A 22,911-nucleotide genomic window follows, 5' to 3' on the forward strand; every position below is an offset into this window, starting at 1 on the left:
CACGCCACCCCCGGGCGCGGCTTGCTGGAGGCATGAGCCAGAGCGCACCGGGGACGACCCCCGGAGACGACTTCCTGACCACCCCACGGGCCGCGGGCGTGGCCGGCATCGTCTTCTCCCTGCTGATGGCCGCCGCGATCGTGCTCTCCCGGATCGCCCTGCCGCACGGCGTCACCGGCGAGGTCCCGCTCGACGGGGGCCAACGGCAGACCCTGAGCTGGTCGCTGCAGATCATCCCGTTCGCCGGCATCGCCTTCCTGTGGTTCATCGGTGCCGTCCGCATGCACACGGGCGAGGCCGAGGACCGGTTCGTCGCCACGGTCTTCCTGGGCAGCGGACTGCTGTTCGCCGCCATGCTCTTCGCCTCCGCGGCGGCCGTCGGCACCGTCCTGAACTCCGACGTCAGCTCGGAGTTCGGCCGTGGCTACGCACACGCCCTGCTCAGCACCTACGCCCTGCGGATGGCCGCCGTCTTCGTCCTCTCCGCGTCCGCCACCGGCCGCCGGCTCCGGGTGATGCCGCGCCCGCTCATCGCCCTCGGCTACCTGGTGTCCCTGGTGCTGCTGGTGGCGGGTTCCTCCGTGCCCTGGCTGGAGCTCGTCTTCCCCGGCTGGGCGCTGATCGTCAGCCTGAACATCCTCGGGACCGCCCGGCGGCGGACCGCCTGACCCGCCCATCACGCCGACCCGCCCATCACGCCGACCCGCCCATCACGTCGACCCGCCCATCACGTCGACCCGCACATCACTCCGACGGGCCACCCGCCGCGCCCCGGCCGCCCCGGGGGACCACGCTGGTCGGGGGAAGCCCGGGGCCACGAAAGGACCGAACCTTGCTGAGGCTTGTCGTCGATCTCAACCGCTGCCAGGGCTACGCGCAGTGCGCGTTCCTCGCACCCGACGTCTTCGCGATGCACGGCGACGAGGGACTGCTCTACGACCCCCAGGCCGAGGAAGCACAGCGGGCCCGCGTGAAGCAGGCCGCGGCAGCCTGTCCGGTCCAGGCCATCCTCGTGGACGAACTGGACCTGGCGGCGGACCCGTCCGCCACGGACCGGCCGGCCGCCGAGGAGGCGTCCGATGGCTGACACCGCCCTGGACCAGCTCAAGCGCGACGGCCGGATCGTGATCGTCGGCGCTTCGCTGGCCGGACTGCGCGCCGCGGAGACCCTCCGCGAGAAGGGCTTCAAGGGCACGCTCACCATGATCGGCGACGAGCCCTACGAGCCCTACGACCGCCCGCCGCTGTCCAAGCAGGTCCTGCTCGGCCGCAGTGCCGCCGAGCACACCGCACTGCCCCGCCGCCGCGCCGTCGACGCACGATGGCGGCTCGGCGAAGCTGCCACCCGCCTGGACATGGCGGCCCGTACGGTCCGACTGGCCGGCGGCGACGAAGTCCCGTACGACCGGCTGCTGATCACCACCGGCGTCCACGCCCGGCCCTGGCCGAACCCGGCGGAGGCCGCCCTCGACGGCGTGTTCACCCTGCGCGGCCGCGACGAGGCCGCCGTCCTCGCCCGCAGGTTCGCCGAAGGACCCCGCCGGGTCCTGGTGATCGGAGCCGGGTTCACCGGCTCCGAGATCGCCTCGGCCTGCCGCGAGCGCGGCATCGAGGTCACCGTCGCCGAACGCGCCTCCGCCCCGCTGGTCGGCGCCCTCGGCGGGGTGATCGGCGAGGTCGCGGCCGCCCTCCAGCGGGAGAACGGCGTCGACCTGCGCACCGGGGTGATGGTCACCGGACTGGAGGGCGACAGCACCGGCCGGGTCCGGACCGCCCACCTGTCCGACAACACCACGGTCGAGGCCGACGTGGTCGTCGTCTCGCTCGGCGCCGTCCGGAACACCGCCTGGCTGGACGGCTCCGGCCTCGGCGCGGGCCCCCGCGGCATCGCCTGCGACGCCGGCTGCCGGGCCTTCGACTTCCGCGGCATCGTCACCGACGACATCTACGTCGCCGGCGACGTGGCCCGGTCCCCGCACCCCTTGTTCGGCTACCAGTTCCTCTCCCTGGAACACTGGGGCAACGCCGTCTCCCAGGCGGAGATCGCCGCCCACAACATGCTCAGCGAGAGCGCCGACCGGCGCCCCCACATCTGGGTGCCGGCCTTCTGGTCCACCCAGTTCGGGGTGAACATCAAGTCCGTGGGAGTGCCCCCCATGGGCACCGAGATCATGATCACCCAGGGTTCGCTGGACGAGCGCCGCTTCACCGGCGTCTACGGGTACCAGGGCCGGATCATCGCCGCCGTCACCTTCGACAACGCCCGCTGGCTGCCCTTCTACGAGAAGCAGATCGAGGCCACGGCGCCCTTCCCGCCTCCGTTCGACACCGTGGACCGGCGCGCCGACGGCCGGCACCCGGTGCCCGCCGACTTCCCCGACCCCTCGGTGCCCACGCACGGCCCGACCGTCACCGTCAGCGGGTACTCCCCGGCCGACAAACGCATCCACTTCCGTCCCGGCCGCTGACCTGCCAGGCCTCCGGAGGAGCCGTCCATGACCGAGCAAGACATCCTGCGCCGCATCCTCGATCCGGCGAGCCGCCCCAACCCGTACCCGCTGTACGAGGAACTGCGGAAGACGCCCGTCCACCACATGGACGGCGGGCCGTACGCGATCAGCCACTACCACGACATCATCGGCCTCCTGCACGACCCGCGGATCAGCTCCGACTCCCGCAACCTGGCCGCCCTCGCGGGCGACCCGCTGGCCGGCGAGGAGGAGGAGCCCACCACCCTGCCGCCCAGCTTCCTCAAGCTGGACCCGCCCGAACACGACCGGCTGCGCCGGATGACCAACCGGCCGTTCGGGCCGCCGCACTCCCCCAAGCGCGTCGAGGAGATGCGCGGCGAACTCGACGCGATCTTCAAGGGCTTGGTGGACGGCGTCGAGGACCCGGGCAACTTCGACCTCGTCGAGCAGGTCTCCTATCCTTTCCCGGTATCGGTGATCTGCCGGCTGCTGGGGGTGCCCAAGGAGGACGAACCGCGCTTCCACGTGTGGGCCGACACCCTCGCGGCCAGCCTGGACCCCGACCCGGACGCCACGCCCGAGGAGAGGGCCAAGGTCGGGCAGGACGCCCGGATGGAACTCGGGATGTATCTCGCCGGGCTGATCGAGGAACGCCGCAAGGACCCCGGCCCCGACATGCTCTCGCAACTCGCCGTCGGACACAGCGAGGACGGGAGCATGACCACGATCGAGCTGCTCAGCACCGCCGCCCTGCTGCTCATCGCCGGGCACGAGACCACCGTCAACCTGATCACCAACGGCATGCTCACCCTGCTGCGCCACCCCGAGGTGCTGCGCGACCTGCGGGAGAACCCGGGCCTGGCGGTCAACCTGGTGGAGGAGATGCTGCGGTACGAGCCGCCGGTCCAGCTGCTCCCGCAGCGCACCACCCTGACCGACATCGAGGTCCGGGGGGTGACCATCCCCAAGGGCGCCTCCATGTGGCTGATGCTGGCCGCCGGGAACCGGGACCCGGCCCGCTTCGAGAATCCCGAGCGGTTCGACCCGTACCGGAAGGACATCGAGCACCTCGGCCTGGGCAGCGGCATCCACAGTTGCTTCGGCGCCCCGCTGGCCCGCCTGGAGGCGCAGCTGGCCCTGAGCGAGCTGGCCCGCCGCCTGGAGAAGCCCCGCCTGATGGAGGACCCGCCGCCGTACCGCCAGAACGCGGTGCTGCGCGGGCCGCGCCACCTGCGCATCGCGTGCGACGGGATCCGGCCGTAGCACATCCGGGTCCCCGACGAGCCCATTCGGGTGCCGGGGAGGGGGCGGCGAGGGCCGCCCACGCCCCCGGCACACGGTCGGAGCTACCCTCGTACGGGGGCGGGGAAGGGAAGGCCCGTCATGTGTCGCTGGCTCGCCTACTCGGGATCGCCGATCCTGCTGGACTCGGTCCTGTACCGTCCGGAACACTCGCTGATCAACCAGAGCCATCGTGCCCGCATGGGCGTGGAGACGGTCAACGGCGACGGCTTCGGCATCGGCTGGTACAGCGCCGAGGGCGACGGCACCCCGGCGGTCTTCCGGGACATCGGCCCGGCCTGGAACAACCGCAACCTGGTGGAACTCTCCGCGCACGTCCGCTCCCGGCTGTTCTTCGCGCACGTCCGGGCCTCCACCGGCACCGCCATCCAGCAGAGCAACTGCCATCCGTTCCGGCACGGCCGCTGGATGTGGATGCACAACGGCGCCATCACGGACTTCCACCGGCTGCGCCGGGACCTGTGCATGGCCGTGGACCCGGTGATCTTCCCGGCGATGGAGGGTTCCACGGACTCCGAGGTGATGTTCTACCTGGCGGTCACCTACGGGCTGGACCAGGACGTGCCCGGCGCGGTGGCCCGGATGGCGGGGCTGGTGGAGCGGCTCGGCAAGGAACACGGCGTCCCCCACCCGCTGCAGATGACGGTGGCGGTCTCCGACGGTGCACGCGTGTGGGCGTTCCGCTACTCCAGCATCCGGAAGTCGCGGTCGCTCTTCTACAGCAGCAAGGCCGAAACCGTTCGGCAGCTCCACCCCGAGCTGGAATACCTCCAGGGGGTGTCCGACGAGACCCGCCTGATCGTCTCCGAGCCGCTCGGTGACCTGCCGGGCGTCTGGAACGAGCTGCCGGAGGCCAGCTACGCGGTCATCCCCTCCGGGCCGGAGGACTACCTGCCGTTCGTGCCCGAGCCGGTCTAGCCGGGCCTGGCCGGGTTCTGGCCGGGTCTGACCGGGTCTGGCCCGGCCGGGTCTGACCGGCCGGGCCGAAGGAGTGGGGGGCGGGGCCGGGGGAGGCGGCCCCGCCCGGTCTCGTGGCCGGACCGTGCGGTCAGGCGCTGCGCCGCGAGCGGGTGCGGCGTACGACGGCCCACACGCCGGCGCCGGTCACCGCGAGCGCGGCGGCCGCGGCGGCGGTGACGGGCAGACGGGAGGTTCCCCTGGAGTTCCCGGCGGGTTCGGCGGCGACCGCCGACGGGGCGGCCTGGGACGCCGGGGGCGAGGCGGGCGGCGGAGGCGACGCGGGCGCGGCGGGCGGGGCGGATGCCGCTGCGGTCGGGCCGGCGACGGGGCCCGCGGGATTCACGGTGAGTTCGCGCTCCGCGCGTCCGAGCTCGGGGAAGCCCACCTCCACGGTCACCTTCCAGGTGCCGGAGGGCAGCGCTTCGGCCGTGGTCCAGTTCTTCGGCCCGCTGGGGTCGCGGACCAGCTTCCACGGGCCCGCGGTGTGGCTTCCGTCGGGGCTGACCGCGTTGACCGTGGCGGCGACCTGCTCGTCCACCGGGTCACCGTCGTTCTCCCAGGTCACCTCGGTGACGACATGGCCCTCGCGGTGCCCGGTGAGCACCACGTTGAGGCCATCGCCGTGGGCGGCGGCGGGCAGCGGGGTCCCGAGGACCGTGGCGCCGGCCAGCGCGAGGAGGAGGACGCCCGTGCGGGTGCGTCCGTACGGAACTGCCCTGTGCATGCCAGTGCTCCGATGCATGTGCGGGGGATGTACGGGGGGAGTGGAGGTGTGGGGGAAGTGAAGGGAAGCAAGGGGGAGGTGAGGCGTGTGGGGGGGTGAGGGGAAGCGAGGGGAAGTGCGGGGAAGCAGGGGGAGGTGTACGGGCGGGCCGTCCCGTGGACGGCCCGCCCGCCGGTTCTCACCGTGTGGCCGGGGGAATCAGCCGGCCTTGCGGACCGCCCAGAGCTGGGCGGTGCGTCCGTCGGCACGCTGCAGGTCCAGCAGCCGGGCCCCGTAGTACGGGCGGCCGCTGACGGTCAGCGCCCAGGCGCCGCTGCGGTCGGTGATGCTCATCGAGCCGTCCTTGGCGGTCATCTTCCACTGCTGGGCCGTGGCTCCGTTCGAGCAGGGCTGCTGGGCCACCCACATGCCCGCGCCGGGGGTGCCGCCGGGCTGGAGGCACTTGCCGGAGGCGGCATTGCGGATGCGGACCAGGCCGTTGCCGGCGTTGTCGAAGAACCACTGCTGGGGGGCGTACCCGTCGGCCTGCGAGCCGACCAGGACCGTGCCGTCGGCGCTGCGGCCGCCCCAGACGGCGGCGTTGAGCCCGGTGCTGCCGTTGGCCAGGGTGTACTTGGCGTTCGGAGCGGTGGTGGTGCCCGCGCCCGCGGTCTTGAAGGAGGCCGCCTTGCCCGGACCGCTGTCACGGCCCTGCGCGTCCCGTACCGAGACCGCCACCGTGTACGAGGTGCCCGGTCGCAGGTTGTAGATCCGCAGCGCGGTGCCCTGCAGCCAGGTCAGGTGCTTCCCGTTGAACATCACCTGGTACCAGGAGGCCCCGTTCACCCGCGGCCAGCTGACCACGACCGAGTCCGACTGGATCTGGCTGACGGTCACGTCCGGTCCGCTGCCGGGCTTCGGCGCGGTCGGGGACGGCGTGGGCTTCGGCGTCGGCTTGGGGCTGGGGTTCGGGTTCGGATTCGGGTCGGTGCCGCCCTTGCCCTTCATCAGGAACTGGTTGTTCGCGATGTTCCAGTGGGTGTCGAGGTAGCTGCCCGCTTTGGGATTGGTGTGGAAGTAGTCGTCGTGGTTGCAGTCGAGGATGTTCTCGTTCGCCCGGTCGGTGCAGACGTTCCGCATCTTCGGGTAGTACGGGGTGTCCGAGTAGCACATCACGTCCCACTCGTCCGTGCAGTGCGCGCCCCGGCTGGTGTTGGGCGCGCTGTTGTTGACCGCGCCGAGGTTGTGGCCGAGTTCGTGCGCGGCGGTGTGTCCGCCCCAGCAGCCGGTGTCCGTACGTCCGTAGGAGGGGCCGAAGTTGCTGAGGTTGTTCTGGCCGGGCCGCTCGTCCCCGTTGAAGGTGCCGATGCCGCAGTAGACCTGCGTGTCCGCGAAGATCATGTACTTGCGGTCGCGGCGGTCCAGACCCTTGCCGGCCAGCGCCCGGTTGGTGGCGCTGAACTCGGAGAGCGCCGAGTCCGGGAGCTCGATGTTGAGGACGGTCGGGGTGCAGTCCGCCGCCGTCACGTAGCGGATGTGGCGGACGCCGCCGGTCTGCTGGGCGCTGGCCGAGTAGATCAGGTCGGCGTCGGCGGCCCACTTGCGGAACGATGCGGCGTACTCGGAGTACCGGTCGCGGCCGGGGCCGTGCACGTACACGACCTGCACGCGGTTGCCGGTGCTGCCGTCACCGTCGCACTGGACGGTCTGCCCGGCGGGTCCGGCGGCCGCGCTCTGCCCGGCGGAGGGGGTGCGGGGCGGAGCGGAGGCGTCGCCGGGGGCCTTGGCGTCGGCGGCGGGCGTGTCCTGAGTACGCCCGTCGGCCTGGCCGGCGGCCGGGTCCTTGTCGGCCGGACCGGCCGGGTTGGCCGCCGCGGCCACGGCCTTCACGGCCGGCGCGGTGTCCTTCTTGATGTCGACGCCCTTGGGGGGCTCGTCGGGGCCGTGCGTGCAGTGGCCGACGTCCGTGCGGTAGACGCCCACGCACCTGTCGCCCTTGGGGGCGGTCTTCAGGCCGTCGTAGACCATGCCCTTGGCCGAGTCGTTGGCCGGCTTCTTGTCCAGCGGCTTCGGGTCCTTGTCCCGGGCCGGCGCGGAGGCCGGCTCGGTGGCTATTTCCGCAGAGTGCGCCCCGAGCTGGGCGAGCGTCGTCTCGTCCTTGGAGTTCGCCAGGCCGGCCTGGTAGGCGAAGCCTCCGGCGACCACGGCGGCCACGGCCACGGCGGCCGTGATGCCCTTGAACCTGCCGCGTCGCGGCTGGTCCTGATGCTCCCTCAGTTTTCGATGTCTCGACATGCGCACCTCAATTCTTTGGTCAGAAGACTGGGTGCGCCGCAGCCTGCCAGACCTTTAGGCCGGAGAATTCGGACAAACCGGAGTCCGGTGTCGAGAATCCATTCCGTTACCTACCGAAGCGTTTCTGATGAATCATCAGTTCCCTTTGTTTTCAAGGGAACTACGCGCGTGGAACGTCATTGGTCCAGGCTTTTGAGGTTGCCGTCGTTATCGAATCGAAATCATCCGGAAGTCATTGGTGTGCGGTTGTTGACGCCAATTCAGTACGAGATTCACCCTTGTCTCACCTCATGAATTCTCCCGGTCACCGCTGGTGATTGACGCCGTGTCGTACCACCCCCGGACGGGTCGGGCGGGCGGATAGTGGGGGTGTGAGCGACTGGTCGGGACAGGAAGGCGCACGCGCCTTCGCGGCGGTGGAGGCGGCCACGGACTGGCTGCTGGGGTACCCGTTCGTCTTCCGGGCCCTGTCCCGGCGGATCCGACCGGGCGACGTCCTGATCGACTACGGGTGCGGTCCGGGCAAGGTGGCCGGCCGCGCGGCCGGACAGCTCGGCGTACGCGTCCTGGGCGTGGACACCTCCCCCGAAATGCTGGAGCTGGCCCGTACGTCGGCCCCCGCGGTCGCGGAATACCACCTGGTCGAGCACGGCAGGGTCCCCGGCCTCCCCGACGCCTGCGCGGACGCGGTGATGTGCAACCACGTCCTCGCCTCCCTCCCCACGGAGGAGGCGGTCCTCGCCGTGTTCGCCGAGATCCGGCGGCTGCTGCGGCCCGGTGCGCCGCTGGTCCTGCTGACCACCGACCCCGAATGCACCCGCCGGGAGTACGCCTCCACCCGCATCGGCGAACCGGGCGCGACCTACGGCCCGGGCGACCCGCTGACCGTCCGCCTCCGGCGCACCGACGGCACCTGGCAGGAGGTCGCCAACCACGCCTGGCCGGTCGGCGCCCTCCCGCCCCTCCTGACCCGCGCCGGTTTCCGGGCCGTGGACCAGCACCGCCCCACGGTCGAGGAGGCCCTGGCCCTGGCCGCGGACCCGGCCCTGGCGGTGAGTCCGGACCCGGCCCTGACCGTGACTTCGGACCAGACCCTGCTCCGCGACCACACCTGGCAGGCGGAACGCGCCGATCCGCCGCTGGTGGTCACCATCGCCCTGCGGGGCGACGCCTGAGCGGTCCCGACCGGTCACCGGGCGGGTGGACGCGATCCGGACGCGAACCGGACGCGATGTGGACGTGATCCGGACGGGAAACCGGACACGATGTGGAGGTGGCCCGGACGGGATGTCGACGCGACCCGGGCGCGACCTGGACGAGCCCCGGACGAGCCCTGGACGAGCCCTGGACGAGCCCCGGACGCGATGTGGACGGGACCTCCGTCCGCCTCGTAGGTTGACCGCTTGCCGACGGGGGAGGCGGATGGCCGTGCAGGGTGAGGTCGACATGGCGCGCAGTCGGGTGTTCGGCGAGGTGGCGGAGCTCTACGACGCCGCTCGCCCGGGATATGCGGACGCTCTGGTCGCGGATGTGCTTGCGTACGCGGCCTTGGGCGACCGTGCGGCGGTCGAGGTCGGCGCGGGGACCGGCAAGGCCACGGTGCCGTTCGCGGCCGCGGGCACGCCGCTGGTGTGCATCGAGCCGGACCCGCGCATGGCGGAGGTGCTGCGTCGCAACACCGTGAACCGTCCGGGAGTGCGGGTCCATGCGGGCGCTTTCGAGGACTGGCAGCCGGACGGCCCCGCCTTCGGCCTGGTCTTCGCCGCCACGTCCTGGCACTGGACCGATCCGGAGAGGCGCTGGGATCTGGCGCACGCCGCCCTCGGGCCCGGCGGCGCGGTGGCCTTGTTCTGGAACCCCCACGGCGTACGCGGCGGCGAGCTGCACGCCGCCCTGGCCGGGGTCGACCGCCGCCACGGCATCGCCGGCACACCGCATGGGGAGTTGGCCTCCTCCTACGGCGAGGTGCCCGGCAACTGGGTCGGCCGGCCGGGCTGGCCCGAGGACGAGTGCCGTCGCGACGGCCGCTTCACGGATCTGCGTGCCGTCCGGTACCGACAGGACCGGCACTACGAAACCGACGAGTACACGGGGTATCTGGCCTCGCTCTCGCGCTATCGCGTCCTCCCCGCCGACCGGCGCGAACAGGTGCTAGCCGAGACGCTCAGGTCCTGAACGCCCACGGCGGCGGTATCGACATGGTCCGGTTCAGCGACCTGTTCCTCGCCCGGGTGCGGTAACCGGTATCCGGATCGAGCGCGGGCGGAAGGGCCCCGGCCGGCGAGCCGCCCGGCCATGCCCTCGGACGCTCCCGGGGCGGACTGACTACCAAGATTCACCTCGCGGCCGACGGCAGCTGCCGACCGCTCGCCTTCGTCCTCACGCCAGGCCAGGCCGGTGACGCACCCGCATTCGCACAGGTCATGGCCGCTTGAGGGTGCCCCGGCGGATTGAGCGCCCAAGGGTCACGCCGGATGCGGTGCTGGCCGACAAGGCATACTCGTCCAGGGCGATCCGTCGCCACCTGCGGCGGCGGGGGATCCGGGCAGTTATCCCACAGCCCGCGGACCAGGCCGCCAACCGCAAGCGTCTGGGCAGCCGCGGCGGCTGCCCGCCGAACTGCGACCGCGCAGCCTACAAGCAGCGGAACACCGTTGAGCGGTGCATCAACAAGCTCAAGCAGTGGCGCGACCTGGCCACTCGCTACGACAAGATCGCCACCATCTACCTCGCCGGACTTCACATCGCCGCCATCTAAATCCGGTCAGCGAGTTGATCCGAAGGAAACAGCCTAGGCGCCGGGGTGGCAGCAGCCGTCGCGGAGCATCTGGTCGAGGACCGGGCGCCAGTGTTCCGCCGGGTCCGGATGGTGCCGTGGGGTGCTCCGGGAGGTGGAGTCGGAGGCGGGCTGCGCGGTGGGGTGGGGAGCGAAGGCGGACTGGACGGCGGTGCGCTCGTGGAGCGTGCCGGCGCGCAGGACGGCGCGGGTGCGGATCAGGGCGGCGAAGTCCGAGAAGGGGTCGCCGTCGACGATCGTCAGATCGGCCAGTTTGCCCTGTTCCACCGTGCCGAGGTGGTCCTCGACGCCGAAGATCCGTGCCGGGGTGCGGGTGACGGTGGTCAGGGCCTCCGCCGGGCTCAGGCCGAAGCGGTGGAGGGCGCGCAGGCCCAGGTGGAGGTGGAGGCCGACCGGGACCAGCGGGGCGTCGGTGCCCAGGGCCACCAGTCCGCCCGCGCGCAGGACGCGCCGGTACGTGGCCACCTCCCGTTCCAGCAGTGCCAGCTGCTCCGCGCTCGGCGGCCGCGCCGCGGCCGTCTGGACGGCCGTCACGTCCCAGGGCGGCATCAGGTCCATGACCCGCCGGTCCGCCGCGGCCTCCGGGTCGGCACCCAGCAGGGGCAATGCCGTGAACGGAGTGGCGACCAGGTGGAAACCGCCCCGGGTGTAGAGCTCCACGGTGTCCTGATGGGTGTGGTTCTCCGGGGTGCAGCCGTGCCCGTACTCGGCGCGCTCGGTGGCCACCAGATGGGTGGTCAGGTCCTGCCCGGACTGGATCCCCGCCGCGCACAGGTGCGAGCCCGCCGTGACCCCCAGCCGCTCGTGCGCGAACGCCGCAGCCTCCTCCATCAGCCAGTAGGGGGCCCGTACGTACGTCTTGACCAGGTCCCAGTCCAGCTCCGCGGCCCGGACCAGCGTCCGGGCGAAGCCCTCGCGGGTACGGTGCGCGCGGCCCATCGTGTACGCCACCCGGGACCCGTCGAGCAGCTCCCCGCCCGCCAGCAGCCGCGGAGCCGTGAGCCGCCCGGCCCGGATGTCCTCGCGGAGCCGGGCCTGCTCGTGCGCGGACCCGCCGAACGAGACGGTGTTGGTCACCCCGTAGGCCAGCTGCAGCGCGCCGAGCCGGGCTCCGTAGGTGTACGGGTACGAGTGCACGTGCGCGTCCCACAGGCCCGGGAGCACGGTGGCGCCGGAGGCGTCCACGGTGCGTGCCGCCCGCCGGGTGCGTGATGACTTCCGGTGCGGTTCCACGGCGGTGATCCGGCCGTCCCGGACCAGTACGTCGACGTCGGCGCGCGGCGCCGATCCGGTGCCGTCCCAGAGCAGCCCGGCCCGCACCACCGTGTCCACGGCCGCCGGCCGCCGGTAGCCGAAGGACACCGGTACGGTGCGCGCCGGCCCGGCGGGGGCGGCGTCCGCGGCGAGCGGGAGGAGCCGCAGCCGTGCGCCCGACTGGTAGAGCAGGGTCCGGGAGTCCCCGGACCAGGAGGGGTGGTCGGCCGGTTCGTCGGTCAGCCGGCGGGCCGGCCCGTTCGGGGTGCCGTCCGGGTCCACCGGCAGCAGCCACAGCGCGGACTCGCTGACGCAGGCCAGGTGTCGGCCGTCCGGCGACCAGACCGGCCCGGCGGCGTACCGGTCGGAGAGCGAAGCGTGCGGGGCGAGGGCGTGGAGGCGGTCGGCGCCCGTGCGCGTGTCCACGATCCGGATCAGGTTGTACCCCTCGCGGAAGCGCCGGCTGAGCCGGTTCCGGTCGCACAGCGCGACGTACCGCCCGTCCGGGGACCAGCTGGGCTGCCCGGGCAGGCCCCCGCCGCCGAGCGCGGAGACGAGCGGGGTGTCGGTGCCGGCCGCGAGATCGCGTACGAGGAGCCGCCCGGCCAGGTCGAGAGCGGCCAGCCGGCTGCCGTCCGGCGAGAGCACTCCGTACACCCTGCCGCCGTCGGCCAGGACACGGTCCTGGGTCCCCGTCGTGACGCCGGGGCCTCCGGCGAGGTCGTGGCGGCGTACGGCGTTGAGCCCGTCCCGGTCGTCGGTGTAGACCAGGCCCCGGCCGTCGGGGGTCCATACCGGGCCTTGTACGTATGCGGACTCCGGGCAGCGCAGGATCCGGTGCGGGGGTCCGCCGGAGACGGGGACGGTCCAGAGCGAGTTGAGCGCGGCGAAGGCAACCCGGCGGCCGTCGGGCGAGAGGCGGGGCTGGTGGATGCCGTGGACCGGGAGCGTGCGGTCCGCCTCCAGGACGTAGTCCTTGACCCGGGGGCGGGGGCGGCGGAGCTTCAGGGTGGCGTTGAGGGCGATCTCCGCTTGGGCGGGGGTGGTGGTGATGGTGGTGATGGTGGTGATGGTTCCGTTGGTGTTGGTGTTGGTGTTGGTGTTGGTGTTGGTGTTGGTGCTGGTGCTGGTGCTGGTGCCCGCGCCGGTGCTGGTGCCGGTGCCGGTGCCCTCACGGTGCGGGTGGATCTCCCGGAAACGGCCGTCGAGCGTCACCAGCAGCCGGTCCTCGCCGATCCAGCGCGGGGGAGCGGGGGCGAGTTCACCGTCGAGGGCGACCCGCCGGCCGTCCACCACGAGGGTCGTGGTCTCGGCGCGGCGCGGGCCGGGGAGCGCGCACAGCCAGGCCGTACGGCCGGCCGGAGAGAGGACCGGGGCCATCAGCCGGCCCTCGGGGGAGGTGTGTTCGACGCGTACGGGTGTCGCGGTCGCGGTCGCGGTCGCGGTGGCGGTGGTCGCGGGGGCGGTGGGAGCGTTAGTGGAGGGGGCGGCGACCGAGGCCAGGGTCCGCGCGGTGAGGGTGTCGCCGTCGGCGGTGCCCCGGACGAACAGCACGCGGGAGCCGTCCGCGGACCAGGCCGGGTCGTAGTCCTCCCAGTCGCCGTCCTGCCCGGGACCCTCCTGCCCCGGCAGGCCGGTCAGCCGGCGCAGTCGGCCGTCGCGCACGTCCACGGTCCAGATCCGGTACGGCGCGCCCTCCACGGGGTCGCCGCCGCGCTCCGAACAGAAGGCGAGGGTGCGGCCGTCGGGCGACCAGGCGGGGGCCCGGTCGTCGAAGGGGCCGTCGGTCAGCCTGCGCAGCCCCGATCCGTCCGGCCGCATGAGCCAGATGTGGAAGCCGCCGCCCCGGTAGGCGCTCATCGCCACCCAGCGGCTGTCCGGGGAGAACACCGGGCGACACGGCTCCAGGTCCGGCGGGGTGAGGGCGGTCGCGGCCGTACCGTCCCGGGGGACCGACCAGAGGATGTTCTGCACCTCGGCGATCACCCGGTCGCCGGAGGCCGTGGTGGTGGCCGTGCCGTTCGTCGCGGCGGTGAGGCGGAGCCGGACGGTCCCATCGGCGGCCGGGACGCTCGCCTCGCCCGCCGCCTCCGGGGCGCTTCCGGTGGCCCGGCCGCCGTCGGCCGCCGCCCGGCCGGAGAGGCTCAGCGCCGCCAGTGCGCCGCCCGACGCCGCCTTCAGTACAGTCCTGCGCCCCATCCGCACCACGACCACCCGCTGCCCGTCCCGCACCGTCGTCCGTCAGCCCCTGAACGATCAGGGGGCAGGGCGGGCAACGGGCGGCCGGCCGTCGGTCACCCGAGTGACGCGAATGGGTCGCGTAGGTCGAATGAGTCGAATGAGTCGAATCACTCGAATCGTGTGGTGTCTCCGGCCCCGCGCCGTACGATCTCCGCGCCGCCGCCGGAGAAGTCGATGACGGTGGTCGGCCGGGTGCCGCAGTCGCCGGAGTCGAGGACGGCGTCCACCACGTGGTCGAGCCGCTCCTTGATTTCCCAGCCCTGCGTCATCGGCTCTTCCTCGCCCGGCAGCAGCAGCGTGCTGGACAGCAGCGGCTCCCCGAGCTCCGCCAGCAGCGCCTGGGTCACCACATGGTCCGGGATCCGGACCCCGACCGTCTTCTTCTTCGGGTGCATCAGCCGGCGGGGCACCTCCGAGGTCGCCCGCAGGATGAAGGTGTACGGACCCGGAGTGGAGGCCTTGACGGCGCGGAACACGTCGTTGTCGATGTGCACGAAACGTCCCAGCTGTGCGAAGTTCTCGCACATCAGGGTGAAGTGGTGGCGGTCGTCGAGGTCCCGGATCGACCGGATGCGGTCGATCCCGTCACGGTTGCCCAGCTGGCAGCCCAGCGCGAAACAGGAGTCCGTCGGATACGCGATGAGCGCGCCGTCCCGGAGGCTGTCCGCCACGTTCCCGATGGCGCGTCGCTGGGGGTTGTCCGGGTGCAGGTCGAAGTACTTGGCCATTCGCCGAGCCTACGCCCCGGCCCTTCACCCGGTCAGCTCACAGTGTCGGCGTGCCGGTGGGCCACCCGCCACGCGCCGCCCTCGCGGCGGTACACCTGGGTCGCCCGCAGGGTGTAGCGGCGCGGCCGTCCGTCCACGGAGGCGGAGGTGTGTTCAAAGCCGACGGTGTAGGCCATGTCGCCCACCACGTCGCAGGCCAGCAGCTCGAACGCGTACGACGTGCAGTCGGAGAAGGTCTGCCCGAGGGTGGTGAAGAGCTCGTCGAGCTCCGCCTGGCCGGTGGCGTTGCGCCACGCCCCCAGCACGCTCACGGGCTCGCTGCGGGACCAGAGCTCCCGGCGCGGGGCGGGGTCGCCGTTGTGGAGCGCGACCTCCGCCTCGTACAGCGTGGCCCTGACCCATGCCAGGAATTCGTCCCGATCGGTCATGGCGCCATCCTGCCCGGTGGGAGCGGGCCGCGCGCCGCGGCGCACCCGACGCCTGCCGGGCGGCCGCGTCGCCCGTCCCGTGGCCCGGCCCGTCGTCCCTTGCCTGCACCCGTTGCCTGCCGCCCGCCGTCGGTGGTCAGGCACTGCCGAGCAGGGAGCGGAAGCGTTCCGGCAGGTCCCTCAGCCACCGGGCGCGTTCGACGGCGATCTCCTTGAGGCGGACGTCCCCGCTGCGGGCGACCAGATGGCCCATGTAGCGCTCGTTGAAGAGGGCGTACTCCCGGTGCAGGGTCCGCAGGGCCTGGGCCACCGCCCGCTCGTCGGCCCGGACCAGGCCGGCGAGTGGTGGCACGTACGTCTTCCAGCGGCCCTCGACCGCCTCGTGGAGCAGTGAGACCAGCTCGGCGGCTTGGTCGACGATGTCCAGGAGGTCGTCCACGCGGAGCCCGAGCGCGTCCGCCAGCAGCAGGGTCTGGCGGTCGTTGCCGGGCCACTGGTGTTCGGCCTCGGCGCGGGCGTAGGCGTACGGGTCCATGCCGATGCGCTGCGCGAGCCGCTCGGCGGTGAACTGCCGGGCCAGCCGGTGTTCGCGAAGGGTGCTCGGTACCCGGGCCATGAGTGCTTGGACCGGGCACCACAGCGCGTCCGCGAGGGCGAAGAGTTCGGTCTCGGACGGCGGCACGGTGCCCGACTCCCAGGCGTGGATCGCCTCGGGCGGCCGGTCCATGCCCAGCTGTGCCATGGACGCCACGACCTGATCGGGCGTCATGCCGACGCGAAGGCGGGCGGCCCTGGCCTCGGCGGGGGAGAACGGGGGTCTGGACATGGGCGGATCACCTCGGTGGGGGCTCCGCGGAGCGGTGCGGTGCGCTGCGCGGCAGAGCGGGCGGGGACGGGTCAGCGGGCGGGGGGCGAGCCCTCCCAGCCGCCGTCCCGGCTGTCGCGGCCGCCGCCACGGCCTCCGTAACCGGTGTCGCCTGGGTGTCCGGCTTCACCGTCGTATCCGGCTTCGCCGCCGTATCGGGCTTCATCGCCGTATCGGGCTTCACCGCTGTATCGGGATTCACTGCTGTATCGGGCTTCACCGTGGGGCCCGGCTTCACCGTCGTGTACGGCTTCGCCGCTGTGACCGCCGGCGTCGGCGTACCCGCCGTTGGTGCCTCCTGCGTACCCGCCGAGACGGCCTGCCCATCCGGCCCGTTCCGGGTCGTTCCGGGGGCCGCCGTGGCCCCAGCGCGTGTGGCTGCCGTGGGTGTCCTGGCCGTCCGGTGTGGACCAGGAGTGGCTGCCGGTTTCCCCGGCCCCCTTCGTTCCGCCCGGTTGGGCGGCGCGCGGGGCCCAGGCGTTCCAGCCGTCGGCGTCGTCCTGGTGGCCGCCGCGGGTCGGGGAGGGGGAGTCGGCGTCCGGGTCGGCGAGTCCGGCCCAGTCGATGTCCTCCCGGGTCCGTCGGTCGGCGAACGCGTGGAAGAACAGGTTCAGGAGGATCGCGGTGAGGCTGCCGAGCGTGATGCCGCTGCCCAGTACCGCCCGCACCTCGGTGGGCATCCGCTCGAAGAGCGGTTCCACCGTGGTCGGGAGCATGGCCGCGCCGAGACTGACCGCCAGGATGAGTGCGTTGCGTTCCTCCCGGAGGTCGACCTTGGAGAGGATCTGGATGCCGACCGTCGCGACCATGCCGAACATCGCGATGGCCGCGCCGCCGAGCACGGGGTGGGGGACGGAGGCCACCACGGCACCGGCCTTCGGGATCAGGCCCAGGAGGATCATGAAAACACCCGCAGCGACCACGACGAACCGGCTGGTGATCCGGGATATCCGCACCAGGCCGATGTTCTCTGCGAAGGCCACGTAGGGGAAGGAGTTGAAGACGCCGCCGAGCACGGTGGCGAGGCCGTCCGCGCGTAGGGCCCGGCCGACCGTCTCGCCGTCCACCTCGCGCCCGGTGATCTCACCCATGGCGTACACGTCACCGGTGGTTTCCACCATCGTGATCATCATGACCACGACCATGGCCAGCATGGGGAAGATGGAGAATTCCGGCACGCCGTAGTGGAAGGGGGTACTGATGCCGAGCCAATCCGCCTGCGCGACCGCGCCCAGGCTGGCGTCCCCGAGCAGCCAGGCGACCGCGGTGCCGCCGATCAGGCCGATCAGTACCGCGACGCTGCGCAGGAAGGGTCCGCCGAACCGGGTCACCAGCAGGATCAGGCCCAGGGTGCCGGCCGCGTAAGTCACGTGGGCGGGGTCGCCGTAAGCCGGTTTGCCGACCAGGTCGGGGCCACCGCCCACGTCCTGCAGGCCGACCGGGATCAGGACGATGCCGATGACGGTGAGGAGGGTGCCGGTGACGATCGGGGGGAAGTAGGCGGACAGCCGCCCGACGAACGGGGCGAAGAGGTAGGTGGCGATGCCGCCCGTGATCACCGCGCCGTAGACGACGAGCAGGCCGGCCGTGCCGCCGCCCGCGCCCTGGCCGATGGCGATCATCGGGGAGACGGCGGTGAAGGTGGCGCCCTGGACGAGCGGCAGCCGGGCGCCGATCCGCCAGAACCCCCAGGCCTGGATGATGGTGGCGATGCCGGCGGTGACGAGGTCGGCGTTGATCAGGTAGACGAGCTCCTGGGGGGAGAGCCCGAGACTGTTGCCGAGGATGATCGGTACCAGGACTGCGCCGGCGTAGAACGCCAGGACGTGCTGGAAGCCGTAGAGCGAGAGCCGGGAAAGGGGGAGCACCTCGTCCACGGGGTGCTGGGCGGCCGGAGTTTTCCGGCGCGCGGCCAGTGGTGCCATCTCTGCCTTGCCTTCGAGGTAGGTGAATGAGAGGGGGCGCGCGCGAGGGGGACTGGCTTGAGGGTCGCGCGGCGGGGGAAAGCCTCGAAAGAAGGCGCAAGCGGCCGGCCGCGCGGATCAGGCGGCTCGGCAGGAGGCAGCTCGGCAGGATGACGGCACGGGATTACCGGTACGCGTCCGGGCGTCGAGGCGGAACGCGGCCGATACTGTCGAAGGAACCCGGGGTTCCGCAAGTGCTGAACTGTGATTTGGTTAGCGCAACCCGCCGGTAACTCTGGAATCGATGGCCGGGCGGGCTGTTGGCTGCGGATTTCGTTGCCAATGGGGGTCGCGGCTACGCAGTGCCTCGCACTGCTCACTCTTGTTGCGGGGCAGGATCTTTGAGCCGGGCCGGGCTGGGCTGCGGGAGCTCGGCTGAGGTGGGGTGGGGCGAAGCCCGGATTCGCGTTCGGGCGGAGCCCTGGAGGGGGCGGGGGTGGAGCCCTCCTGAGGTGGAGCCTTCCTGAGGTGGAGCCGCATATCGACGCTGTCGGGAAGGGGTGGGGAGGGGAGATGGGGGATCGCCCCGTGGGACCCCGGGCCGGGCCCAACGCAGCCGGCTTCGGTTGGACGGTATCTGGGAGGTGCCCGGGGGCTGCCCGTCAGTCCCAGTGTCATTACGTGCCGGCCGCCGGCGTCAAGGGCGCTCCTTCGTCGCGTCGGCAAGCCGATGGCCCTTCGGGCCACCCTTGACGCCGACGACCGTCACGCAACGACAAGGACTGTCGGGCGGCCCCCGGGGGATGGCATGGAGGGACGGAGGCCGCCTGGGTTTGGCGTTGGCGGGCATCAGCTGCGGCTCCGCTCGGCCAGCCGCCCTCCGGGCGGGACGCGGGATGGAAGTGGATCAGATGTACGTAATTCGGGTCGGTCCAGGGGCCCCAAATCGCTACGCGCTCCTGCCCGACGGCGGATTCAGGCCGTCGGTGGCCGGACATAGACCGCCAATGATCGCTACGCGCTTCCGACGCAGTGGCGGCTGCCGCGCGGAGATGTGAAGCCGGTCCGCCGTCAGCGCCCGAAGGTGGCGGCCACGCCCACAGCGGCGACGAGCTGCAAGGGGAATTCCGGGTCGGCCTGACCGATCGCCAGCGCGAGCCACCGGTCGGAATTCGGCAGCTGCCACACCTGCATGCTGTCGGCGACGTTGGCCAGGGAGAGGAGCGGCTCGGGAGCCGCGTACTGCGGATCCGGGGCGTCGAAGCCGAGGTACGGCCACAGGTCGACCGTCTCCGGGCGGCCCCATCGGGAGGTCAGGGTTCGCGCCAGCGCGGAGAGATCGGCTTCCAGCTCCCGCTGGGCCGTCTCGATGAGCTGCTCGCTCCGGTCGTCCCAGAAGTCATGGCTCTCCCGGAGTACGGCCAAGTGGTGTTCCGGCCCGCCCCATGTGCCGTCCGGGCCGGGCCGGACCGTTTGTTCCGGGAACGGCCGCGCGATCAGATCGTCGATGGCTGACGCGTGGGCGTGGGTAGTGCCGGAAGGCAGGGAGTCACTGATCACGGCCGGAGCTTACGACTTGGTGTGCGATTGAAGTCGGGCGTGCTGGCCTGGCGGGTGGTGGTTGAACAGTAGGCGGCCGCCCACTGAGCGGGCAGCTCCTCGCCGACGGGCTTTTCCGCGTCCGCACGCCGGTACGGCACCGGGGTGTAGAACGTGTCTATCTAGGGCCTGTCCGGCGGAACATGGGTTGAGCCAGGCCCGGACTGAGGTGAGGGGCCGGCCAGTGCCCTCATCATGTTGACCGCTCCCGGCAGGCAGTGCTGGAGTCGGCATGTGGACAGCATCCCCGCCAACCGGCGGCTCTGGAACCAGATCAGCAGCGCCTATCAGCGCGAGCACGACCCGCAAATCGGCGCAGCACCCCGGCTGTGGGGCATGTACTCCATCCCCGACGCGCACCTGCACGCCCTGGGCGACGTCACCGGCAAGCGCGTCCTCGAACTCGGCTGCGGCGCCGGCCAGTGGTCCAGGGCGCTCGCCGCCGAAGGCGCCACCGTAGTCGGGCTCGACCTGTCCGAAGCCCAACTCGCCGCAGCGGCCCGCGCGATGGGAGCGGCCCGCTACCCGCTGGTGCAAGGCGCCGCCGAACAACTCCCCTTCGCCGCCGAGAGCTTCGACCTGGTGTTCTGCGACTTCGGTGGCCTCAGCTGGGCGCCCCCGCACCTGGCCGTCCCGCAGGCCGCACGCGTCTTGGGCCGAGGTGGGCGCCTGGTGTTCAACGTCGCCAGCCCATGGTTCGAAGCTTGCTACGACGAAGCCGCCGGCCGCGTGACCACGACGCTGCAGCAGGACTACTTCGGGCTGAACACCATTGCCGAGGGCGCCGGCGCGACCAGCTATCAGCTCACCTACGGCGACTGGGTCAGGGTCCTGCGCGGCGCGGGTCTCATCATCGACGACCTTATCGAGCCGCGGCCCGAACTCGGAACACCCAACGGCTACAACGAAACCGACCCACCCGACTGGGCACACCGCTGGCCGGCGGAACTGCTATGGGTAACCCACAAACCATAAGTTCCGCCGTGCCGAGACGTGAAGGCATCCCCTCGCCGGACACGCCTTAAAGGGGCGGCGCATGCGGCGCCCGTTGTGTCAACGATGAGGCGTCAGCTCTCGTCGAAGCCGCGGAAGGTTCCTGATCCATCAGCGGCGTCGGCGAACTCGGCAAAGTCCATGTTGGCGATGCTGAGGTTGGCTGAGATGTCAGGAAACCACCGAGCGGGGACCCTGAACGTCCGACCGGGCTCGTCCGAGAGGTCCACGGCCAGGAGCGGGTGATCCGGGTTCTTCATCGTGTCCGCGTCGGCCAGGAAGATGTGGATGATCCGGTCGTCTTCATCTGCAGCGGCCTCTGCATCCATCAATGTCCGGACCTCCACGTCGGCGAAGCGAAGCTCGCTGACATACGTGGCATGGGGGTACTCGCCGACCGCGTCGAGCGCGGCTCGAACTGCGTCCCAGGCTCCGTCGTCACCGAAGTCGGTACGCAGCACCAGCGAGGTCAGATCATCAGGCTGAGGCAGAGGCATCCTGTGATCCTCTCATCTGACGCTGACATCGGCCGTCACACCCACCGCACCTGCAGAACTCCCGGAAGACTCAGCAGCTCGCGGGGAAGACGGCCCTGGTCACCGGCGGTTCTCGAGGGATCGGAGCGGCGATCGTCCGTCAGCTGGCGGCAGACGGTGCTGCCGTCGCCTTCACCTACAACTCCTCGAAGGAGAAGGCGGAGGAGCTCGCCGGTGAGCTCGGCCCGCGGGGTGTCGCGTTACCGGCCGACAGCTCCGATGCCACCGCCCTGCAAGCGGTCGTGACGGCCACCGTCGAGACCTTCGGCTCTCTCGACATCCTCGTCAACAACGCCGGGGTCGGCCGCTTTGCGCCGCTGTCCGATCTGACCCTCGACGACTTCGACGAGATGTTCTCGGTGAACGTCCGGGCGATCTTCGCCGCCGTCAAGGCCGCCGAGCCCCACTTCACCAGGGGCTCCCGGGTCATCAACATCGGCAGCGTCAACGGTGGTGTATCGCCCTTCCCGGGTCTTTCGCTCTACTCGGCCTCCAAGGCCGCCGTGTCCGGGCTCACCCGCGGCCTGGCCCGGGACCTCGGCCCGCCCGGCATCACCGTTCACAACGTCCTGCCCGGCCCCGTCGATACCGACTTGAACCCCGCCGACGGCGAAGTCGCCGGCCTCATCACCCCTCGAACCGCCCTCGGCTATTACGCGACCCTCGTTCCTGGCCTCGCCGGCCGCCCATTACGTCACCGGCAGCGACTGGACGGTCGACGGGGGCCTGACCGCCTGACCCGTGCCCAGAGATTCACGAACCGCCCTCTCGAGGGATGATCTGACCATTCTCCCCGGCCGGGCGAAGCGCCCGCGGATTCCAGTGGCGCAGAGCTGTCAGGAGTTCGTGTTCGCGGGCCGGGGTCAGGCCGGCGCGGCGGGGGCGGGTGAGGCCTTCCGCGCGTTCCCATTCGAGGAGGTCCGTCAGGAGCTCCTGGCGGGGGCGGTGGCGTAGGCCGGCTTCGGATGCTGCGGTGCCGGGGCGGGCGCTGAAGCCGGACCAGTCCGGGTCGGCCAGCCACATGGCCAGGGATTCCTCGCCCATGTACTCGGGCACGTTCCGGGACAGCAGCCATTGGGGGTCCGCCTTCACCACCGGTCCGGTGTGGCCGCCGATCTGTCGGGACAGGGCCACCCAGTCGTGGAACGGGACGATCGGGCCCACCGCGTCGTAGGTGCCGGTGGTGCCCCGCTCGGCGCAGTCGAGCAGCCACGCGGAGAGGTCCCGTACGTCCACCACCTGGGTCAGGGTGTCCGGGGACTCCGGTACCAGGAGGGGTCCCAGCGGGTCGCGGGCCGCGCGGGCCACCCAGTAGCCGGTGCGGCCGCTGCTGTCGCCCGGTCCGCCGATCAGTCCCGCCCGGGCCACCAGGAGGCGGTCCTTGACGGCCTTCGCCGAGGCTTCCTCGCAGGCCGACTTGGCCTCGCCGTACGCGTCGCGGCCGGGTTCGTCCAAGTCGGTGGCGGGCAGGAGTTCGGCTGATTCGTCCGCGCCCGGCTGGGCCTGTGAGGCGTACGCGCTGATCGAGGAGACGTACGTCCAGTGGGCCGCGCGGTCCGCGAGGGCCGCCAGGGCGCCGCGGACGAAGCGGGGCTGCCACGAGACCTCGAACACGGCGTCCCAGTCCCGGTCGGCCACCCGTTCGTACGCCGATGCCTCACGCCGGTCCGCGGGGAGCAGCACGGCGCCCTCGGCCACCGTGCCGCTCTCGCCGCGGGCCAGGCAGGTCACGCCGTGCCCGCGGGACAGTGCTTGTTGTGAGAGCTCGCGACCCAGCCATGCCGTTCCACCCAGTACCAGGATCTCCATCGGTCCACTCCATCACGGGCGTTCGG

The 22,911-nt window shown here is 71.8% G+C and carries 19 protein-coding genes and 1 pseudogene; 10 read left to right on the forward strand and 10 right to left on the reverse strand.

The annotated features are described in order from the left end of the window. The first annotated feature begins 32 nt into the window (after positions 1-32). The 5 genes from AC067U_RS17100 (at position 33) to AC067U_RS17120 (ending at position 4,691) form a co-directional block, all read left to right on the forward strand. A complete protein-coding gene (locus AC067U_RS17100) occupies positions 33-668 on the forward strand; it encodes a hypothetical protein (RefSeq protein WP_478830489.1) in 636 nt (211 codons plus the stop codon). A 167-nt stretch (positions 669-835) separates the two neighbouring features. Next, entirely contained in the window at positions 836-1,087 is a 252-nt protein-coding gene (locus tag AC067U_RS17105) for a ferredoxin (protein ID WP_478830609.1), read from the forward strand. After that, the gene (locus AC067U_RS17110) at positions 1,080-2,468 is read left to right on the forward strand and encodes an NAD(P)/FAD-dependent oxidoreductase (RefSeq protein WP_478830490.1); all 1,389 of its coding nucleotides are present in this window, start codon (positions 1,080-1,082) and stop codon (positions 2,466-2,468) included. Before AC067U_RS17105 ends, AC067U_RS17110 begins: the two co-directional genes overlap by 8 nt. A 27-nt stretch (positions 2,469-2,495) precedes the next feature. After that, complete coding sequence (locus AC067U_RS17115) at positions 2,496-3,734, forward strand: cytochrome P450 (RefSeq protein ID WP_478830491.1); 1,239 nt, start codon at positions 2,496-2,498, stop codon at positions 3,732-3,734. A gap of 120 nt (positions 3,735-3,854) precedes the next feature. After that, positions 3,855-4,691, forward strand: coding sequence for a class II glutamine amidotransferase (locus AC067U_RS17120; RefSeq protein ID WP_478830492.1), 837 nt, complete (start codon positions 3,855-3,857; stop codon positions 4,689-4,691). A 130-nt stretch (positions 4,692-4,821) separates the two neighbouring features. Here AC067U_RS17120 and AC067U_RS17125 read toward each other — a convergent pair whose 3' ends face one another. Together AC067U_RS17125 and AC067U_RS17130 are read right to left on the reverse strand one after the other, a co-directional pair. Beyond that, positions 4,822-5,457 carry a hypothetical protein gene (locus AC067U_RS17125; RefSeq protein WP_478830493.1) on the reverse strand — a complete coding sequence of 212 codons (636 nt, stop codon included), beginning with the start codon at positions 5,455-5,457 and terminating at the stop codon, positions 4,822-4,824. Positions 5,458-5,655: 198 nt separating this feature from the next. Further along, on the reverse strand, positions 5,656-7,731 hold the full coding sequence (locus AC067U_RS17130; RefSeq protein ID WP_478830494.1) for an RICIN domain-containing protein: 2,076 nt from the start codon (positions 7,729-7,731) through the stop codon (positions 5,656-5,658). 371 nt (positions 7,732-8,102) lie between these two features. Between AC067U_RS17130 and AC067U_RS17135 the strand changes: the two genes are divergently transcribed. The 3 genes and pseudogenes from AC067U_RS17135 to AC067U_RS17145 form a co-directional block, all read left to right on the forward strand. Next, on the forward strand, positions 8,103-8,906 hold the full coding sequence (locus AC067U_RS17135) for a class I SAM-dependent methyltransferase (RefSeq protein ID WP_478830495.1): 804 nt from the start codon (positions 8,103-8,105) through the stop codon (positions 8,904-8,906). A 247-nt stretch (positions 8,907-9,153) separates the two neighbouring features. Next, positions 9,154-9,906, forward strand: a complete 753-nt coding sequence (locus AC067U_RS17140; RefSeq protein WP_478830496.1) for a class I SAM-dependent methyltransferase — start codon at positions 9,154-9,156, stop codon at positions 9,904-9,906. A 125-nt stretch (positions 9,907-10,031) separates the two neighbouring features. Next, positions 10,032-10,489, forward strand: a pseudogene (locus tag AC067U_RS17145) (IS5 family transposase); the annotation flags it as partial. 33 nt (positions 10,490-10,522) lie between these two features. Here AC067U_RS17145 and AC067U_RS17150 read toward each other — a convergent pair. From AC067U_RS17150 to AC067U_RS17175, 6 genes are all read right to left on the reverse strand, one after another. Next, entirely contained in the window at positions 10,523-13,981 is a 3,459-nt protein-coding gene (locus AC067U_RS17150) for an amidohydrolase family protein (protein ID WP_478830497.1), read from the reverse strand. Positions 13,982-14,130: 149 nt separating this feature from the next. Next, complete coding sequence (locus tag AC067U_RS17155) at positions 14,131-14,751, reverse strand: L-threonylcarbamoyladenylate synthase (RefSeq protein ID WP_478830498.1); 621 nt, start codon at positions 14,749-14,751, stop codon at positions 14,131-14,133. Between the two features lie 32 nt (positions 14,752-14,783). Continuing rightward, positions 14,784-15,179, reverse strand: a complete 396-nt coding sequence (locus AC067U_RS17160) for a nuclear transport factor 2 family protein (RefSeq protein ID WP_478830499.1) — start codon at positions 15,177-15,179, stop codon at positions 14,784-14,786. Positions 15,180-15,315: 136 nt separating this feature from the next. Next, positions 15,316-16,005, reverse strand: a complete 690-nt coding sequence (locus AC067U_RS17165; protein ID WP_478830500.1) for a helix-turn-helix domain-containing protein — start codon at positions 16,003-16,005, stop codon at positions 15,316-15,318. 71 nt (positions 16,006-16,076) lie between these two features. Next, complete coding sequence (locus AC067U_RS17170) at positions 16,077-17,969, reverse strand: nucleobase:cation symporter-2 family protein (protein ID WP_478830501.1); 1,893 nt, start codon at positions 17,967-17,969, stop codon at positions 16,077-16,079. Between the two features lie 1,050 nt (positions 17,970-19,019). Continuing rightward, positions 19,020-19,508, reverse strand: coding sequence for a hypothetical protein (locus AC067U_RS17175; RefSeq protein ID WP_478830502.1), 489 nt, complete (start codon positions 19,506-19,508; stop codon positions 19,020-19,022). Positions 19,509-19,781: 273 nt separating this feature from the next. On the opposite strand from AC067U_RS17175, the gene AC067U_RS17180 reads away from it, so the two are divergent. Then, the gene (locus AC067U_RS17180) at positions 19,782-20,522 is read left to right on the forward strand and encodes a class I SAM-dependent methyltransferase (protein WP_478830503.1); all 741 of its coding nucleotides are present in this window, start codon (positions 19,782-19,784) and stop codon (positions 20,520-20,522) included. A gap of 92 nt (positions 20,523-20,614) precedes the next feature. Here AC067U_RS17180 and AC067U_RS17185 read toward each other — a convergent pair whose 3' ends face one another. Beyond that, on the reverse strand, positions 20,615-21,037 hold the full coding sequence (locus AC067U_RS17185) for a DUF6924 domain-containing protein (protein ID WP_478830504.1): 423 nt from the start codon (positions 21,035-21,037) through the stop codon (positions 20,615-20,617). Between the two features lie 143 nt (positions 21,038-21,180). Here AC067U_RS17185 and AC067U_RS17190 point away from each other — a divergent pair, with 143 nt between their 5' ends. Further along, a complete protein-coding gene (locus tag AC067U_RS17190; RefSeq protein ID WP_478830610.1) occupies positions 21,181-21,855 on the forward strand; it encodes an SDR family NAD(P)-dependent oxidoreductase in 675 nt (224 codons plus the stop codon). Here the strand turns inward: AC067U_RS17190 and AC067U_RS17195 are convergent. Further along, positions 21,830-22,885, reverse strand: a complete 1,056-nt coding sequence (locus AC067U_RS17195) for an NAD-dependent epimerase/dehydratase family protein (protein ID WP_478830505.1) — start codon at positions 22,883-22,885, stop codon at positions 21,830-21,832. The genes AC067U_RS17190 and AC067U_RS17195 overlap by 26 nt on opposite strands. Positions 22,886-22,911 lie beyond the last annotated feature (26 nt).

This window comes from Streptomyces sp. NPDC043853 (genome assembly GCF_056436025.1).